The sequence below is a fragment of the uncultured Campylobacter sp. genome (genome assembly GCF_938040115.1).
In the GTDB taxonomy this organism is placed as follows: domain Bacteria; phylum Campylobacterota; class Campylobacteria; order Campylobacterales; family Campylobacteraceae; genus Campylobacter_A.
Genome location: NZ_CALHXD010000247.1, coordinates 1 through 5,065 on the forward strand (window position 1 = coordinate 1; position 5,065 = coordinate 5,065).

Genomic DNA, 5,065 nt, shown 5'->3' on the forward strand with positions numbered 1-5,065 from the left:
GCGTTTTTGACGATCGCTTTCCACGTAGTAGGCGCGTCGTAAACGGCGCTTGAGCCCAGCACGTGAGGCATGATGACGAGCCCCGCACCGGTGGAGTAATCGCCGCTTTCCTCTACGTAGCCGCCTAAAATTTTAAGCATTCGGTGCGCTACGGTGCGCCCCCAGCTGACCTTACCGCTACCGCCCCACCAGTAGCACTCGCCGTAGATCGCCTCGGCGCCGTATTTGTCGAAATTTTCTTTCAAAGCCTTCGCCGCTAGATCAAGAGCTGTGTCCCAGCTAACCCGCACAAACTCCTCTTTACCGCGCAGTTCGCTCTTTGCCGCGCCTTTTGCCTTTAGATAGCTTTTGCGCACCATCGGATAGAGCACGCGGTTTTCGTTTTGGATATTATCCGGTAAGCTGTAATTCATCGTGTTTGGAAATTTATCGCCCTCAAAATCGCTTACCGAAACGATCTGCGACGAGTTTAAATTTAGCCAAAAAGTGCCGAATCTATTTGCGCCGAATACCTTTTTGTTATCGAAAATCGTCTGTTTGACGCCCTCTATCCTGCTAGCCTGCGCAGCCGTAGCCGCCAAGGCCGAAAATTTGATGAAATCTCGTCTTTTCATCGGTTTCTCCCTTTTTTACTTTTTGCAGGAGCAAAACCCCTGCCGTGAGCGGGAGTATACACTCCCTGTACTCGCCCAAAGCGCGCCCATGCCTTGTGACACCTGCGCAATCAGGCAACTTTTTCCCTTATTTGCTTTTTAAAACCGTATTTTGTTTAGTCACGCTCGCCAATCTCTTAATAACGTGGTTATGCAACGAGCGAAATGCAGGCAAATTTAAGCTAGTAGCGTTAAATTTGCCGTTTAAAAAATCAAATTTAAAGAACGAATGTCGCTAAATTTTACATTTCAAGCGACGAGCGAATTTGATCTCGGCGCTAACCACGCAAAGCCCTATTTTGCATCTTTTGCGTTATGCTGCAGGTATTTTACTATCAAATTTAGCTCCGTCTCCTCCAGCGATACGTAGTTCCTATCAATCATCGACTGTAAATTTGCCGGCCACTGAGCCGCCGTAAAGCTGTTTGGCTCGTGCAAGCGGTGGCACGCCGAGCAGGTCTCCTCGTACTTTTGCTGAGCCTGTTTGTATAGCGCGTTTGCGTCGTTACCCAGCGCGTCCGCGGCGACCTCATAAGTGCCCTCGACCTCATACCAAAGCTCGCCGTAGTCGTCCTCGACCTCTTTTATTTTCTTAAAATTTGCCTCGCTCTCAGCATCAAAAATTGTGAAAATCTCGGCATTTTTGATGCTTCGCTGTATCTGAGCCAGGTAGTTTGCCGAAACCGCGCCTTTTACCTTTATTTTAGCCTTTGCTCCGTCTTTGGAGACAACCTCAACCGGCGTTAAAACCTCGATCTTACCGACTTTTTTACCGCCTAGCGATATGTCGGTCGTCTTTGTTAAAACCTCGGCGTTTAAGCTTATCGCCGCCGCACAGGCAGCAATCAAAGCAAATTTAAAACTTTTCATCGCACTTCCTTAAGAAAAATTATTAGTGTAATTTTATAAATTTGCTGCTTAAAATTACATCGCTATATTTTATTACGAAGCAGTTTTTGTATATTAAAAGAGTAAAATTTGAAGAATGAGAGCGGCAAATCTAGCCAAATTTGAAATTTGCCCAAATTTGCCGCGAGAGCAAAAGCCGCACGAACGGCGGCTAAATTTAACGAGCGATCAGTGCTTTTTAAGCCCCATCGCAGCGACGTCTAGCGCGATCTCTTCGTTATTTATCGTAATTAGTCCGCGCTCTAAAATTTTGCTTGCGATCGCGTGCGCCTCATCAAGCGAATGCATCTTATACGTGCCGCACTGATACTTGTTTAGCTCGGGGATGTCTTCTTGGTTTTTGACGCCTAGGATATCCTTCATCGACGCCGTCCACGCGGCCTTGACCGCCTCCTCGCTCGGCACGCCGATCACGCTCATATAAAAGCCCGTCCTGCAGCCCATCGGCGAGATATCGATGATTTCAACACCCTTGCCGTTTAGGTGTTCGCGCATAAAACCCGCAAATAGGTGCTCCAGCGTATGGATGCCTTTTTCTGGCAAAATTTCCTCGTTTGGCTTGCAAAAACGCAAATCAAACACGCTTATATCGTCGCCTTTTGGCGTTTTCATCGTCTTTGCCAGGCGCACGCCGGGCGCGTTCATCCTCACGTGATCGACGCAAAAACTATCTAGTAGAGGCATATTTTCTCCTTATTTTTAACATAAATTCGGCGTGATTTTAGCTAAATTTTTATTAGGCACGGCTTGATTTAAATTTGCATTTACGCAAATTTACTAAGCCGATGGCCAAAAAAACGCAACCGCAAAAGTGGCTACTTTAGCTAAATTTATACGACCGACTATTTATTCGTATGCCAAAATGCTAGCGAACCCGGATTCATAGGATCTTGAGAGAGTCCGATATCGGCGATGGCATCGTCTATAGCGATAACGTTTCGTCTGGCGGCATTAAAGAAGGTCTCGGCAAAATTTACGTTCCAACCTTGAGTTTTAAAAAACCCTCTTTGTCTTTCGCTAACGGCGTCGTTTGCTCCTTCTATCTGAAATCCAAACGGCTCTAGATGAGCGCAGCGCACGAAGTCAGCAGCGTTTGCCACTACGTCAAACCATTGCGGCGGGATCTCCTTAACCTGCTCGATAGAGTGGCAGGGGAAAACAAAGGCCTTTTTACCCAAATCTAACCCTTCAAGACTAGGCTCTAGGTGATTAAAATGGAAAAACTTAGCATTCATTTTAGGCGTTGCGGCGGCTAGTTTGCTAGCGATTTCTACGCCGCTTTGGGTAAATTCTCCGCCAAAATACCGCACATCCGTCGGTCCGCCCCTATAAAAAATTTCAATCAAATTTCGACCGTATCCGCAGCCAAGCTCCACGATACTATCATATGGCCCCGTCTCGTCGATGATATCTATCAGCATATCATAGAAGTTAAACGACGAGTGAAAAGGTACGATTAGCTCAGCTCCTTGTCTAGTGGTGAGTCTAGCAACCGGGATTTCGACGAATCTTAAAACATTCGTACTAAAAAGCTTTCGCTTCTCCCAAACCATCTCGTTTGTAACGTTATCCAAACTTAACTCGTGTAGCCGCTCCTTTTTCTCTAGCATTTTTACGGCTTGATAGCTATTGAGTCCGTTTTTTAGGCACTCATCCATAAATTTAGCCCTTGTCGCCCATGCTTTTTCATAAAAGTTTTGCCAATACTCCTCTTGATACGCCATACTTTCTCCTAAATTTAAAAAATAAATTTAATTCTACCTTTAAGATTTTAAAGAAAACTGAAATTTAAAAGATTGGATTTTAGTAGCTGGAATGGTTTTTGTTAGGATTGAAAAATCGGGCAAAAAGCCCGACTAGAAGTATTAAATTTTAAGCAAAATGAGGTTTGATCTGCTCTATCCAAGCGCTGATTCTAGGCTCGGTTTTTTCGCTTTCGTTATCGGCATCAAGCGGCAGACCAACAAATTTACCGCCTCTTACGGCTTCTGATTCGTCAAATTTATATCCGTCCACGGACACTGCGCCCACGACGTTTGCGCCGGCTTTTACGACCTCATCGTAAAGCTTGCCCATCGCGCCGCAAAAGCTATCCGCATAGCTCTCGGCATCGCCCATGCCAAATATCGCAACAGTCTTGCCGCTAAGCTTTAGTCCGCCAAAATCAAACGCGTCCCAGTCGTCTTGCAAGTCGCCCGTACCCCAGGTAGAAACGCCCAAAATCAGCTTGTCAAAGCCGTTTAGCTTAGCCGCGTCGCAGTTTGCTACGTTTAAAAGCTCGTTTTCTAGCCCCAAATTCTCGGCTAAAAAGCTCGCCGCCTCCTCAGTATTTCCCATACTGCTTCCAAAAATGATACCTATCATTTAAATTTCCTTTAAAAAATATGATGACTTATCGTGTAGGGCACCAGTCGCAGCGATCCGCCGCATCCGCACTCCCGTCTGACCTCGATGTAGCGCGAGAAATTCGCATTTCTCGGAGCTACGATAAACATCCTGTCAAACTCTCCGCCGCTAAGCGCCTCAAAGCCTCTAGCGATCTCGCAGTTAGCCAGATGAAACCGCTCTTTGGTTATCTCTTTAAAGCACGGCATAACGCCAAAAAGCTTGCGCCCGCCCTGCTCCGCAAAGATAATCCCGTCTTGAAAATAAACGTTTTTATCAAAATGTTTGGCGCGTATTTTATCATAAACAAACTGAGAAAACATTATGTCTGCGTCAAAACATATTCCGTTTTGGGATTTTAGCATAACGATTAGCTTGGCGGCCGGGTGCTTGGGAGAGACGGCTAGCGGCGGGACGGCGTCAAATTTGCCTGATTTATAGGCGCAGATAACGGAGTTTGAGGCGATACAAAAGGTTGAAATTTTACTTCGGCTAGGATTTTTAAAAGCGCACAGATCATCGATGCGCTTTAGAAAAATTTCCTCCAAATTTAAGCCCGAATACGCATAAACTAGAGGGATTTTTAGCTCGCGGCCTGTGCAACAGTTGTATAAATTTATAAAAATTCGGGCTTTATTTACCGCGTCAAGCCCTGAAAAAATACTTGGAGTTATTTCTCCAATACCTGATAAAAAGCCGAATTTCATCTATTAGTCTTTTACCTTGCAGCATCCAAATTCCTTATCTAGCCCAAAGACTTTGCAATACTCGCTAAACACGCAGCTGACGCTTCTTTTGGCGCAGACGATCGGGATATTGCGCTTTTTGGCTTGGTTTTTTATCGTTTTCATCGTGTTGTGGTTTAAAAAACTAGTTAACATCACGACGCACTCGGTATCTTGCGGGATCGGTTTGCGATTTACGCGGTTTTCGTTGCGCGCGTCCCAGTGCTCGATCGCTTCCGCGCCGAGGTCTTTTAGGACTGCTTTTATAGGCGTTATCTCGTCGGCTCCGATAACTAAAACTGACATTTTGGACTCCTGTTTATTTGATTGTGATTATTATAAAATAGATTAGCTAAAAAATAGCTTAGTTATGATAGTTGTTATCAGTTAAGT

Annotated in this window: 8 protein-coding genes; all 8 read right to left on the reverse strand. The window is 45.3% G+C overall.

The annotated features are described in order from the left end of the window. Positions 1–614: molybdopterin-dependent oxidoreductase (locus Q0314_RS08290; RefSeq protein WP_298058177.1), on the reverse strand; the 614-nt coding region annotated here is incomplete at its 3' end. Beyond that, complete coding sequence (locus Q0314_RS08295) at positions 556–693, reverse strand: hypothetical protein (RefSeq protein WP_298058179.1); 138 nt, start codon at positions 691–693, stop codon at positions 556–558. The genes Q0314_RS08290 and Q0314_RS08295, both read right to left, overlap by 59 nt. 254 nt (positions 694–947) lie before the next feature. Further along, positions 948–1,523 carry a hypothetical protein gene (locus tag Q0314_RS08300; RefSeq protein ID WP_298058181.1) on the reverse strand — a complete coding sequence of 192 codons (576 nt, stop codon included), beginning with the start codon at positions 1,521–1,523 and terminating at the stop codon, positions 948–950. A gap of 207 nt (positions 1,524–1,730) precedes the next feature. Continuing rightward, positions 1,731–2,246: an S-ribosylhomocysteine lyase gene (luxS, locus tag Q0314_RS08305; protein WP_298058183.1), complete on the reverse strand. Its 516-nt coding sequence runs from the start codon at positions 2,244–2,246 to the stop codon at positions 1,731–1,733. A 158-nt stretch (positions 2,247–2,404) separates the two neighbouring features. Beyond that, positions 2,405–3,286 (reverse strand): hypothetical protein, encoded by an 882-nt coding sequence (locus tag Q0314_RS08310; protein ID WP_298058185.1) that lies wholly within the window; start codon positions 3,284–3,286, stop codon positions 2,405–2,407. A 148-nt stretch (positions 3,287–3,434) separates the two neighbouring features. Then, positions 3,435–3,926, reverse strand: a complete 492-nt coding sequence (fldA, locus tag Q0314_RS08315) for a flavodoxin FldA (RefSeq protein ID WP_002949173.1) — start codon at positions 3,924–3,926, stop codon at positions 3,435–3,437. Between the two features lie 11 nt (positions 3,927–3,937). Then, a complete protein-coding gene (locus Q0314_RS08320; RefSeq protein WP_298058187.1) occupies positions 3,938–4,654 on the reverse strand; it encodes a hypothetical protein in 717 nt (238 codons plus the stop codon). A gap of 3 nt (positions 4,655–4,657) precedes the next feature. Further along, the gene (locus Q0314_RS08325; RefSeq protein ID WP_002949171.1) at positions 4,658–4,978 is read right to left on the reverse strand and encodes a DUF2325 domain-containing protein; all 321 of its coding nucleotides are present in this window, start codon (positions 4,976–4,978) and stop codon (positions 4,658–4,660) included. Between the last annotated feature and the right edge of the window lie 87 nt (positions 4,979–5,065).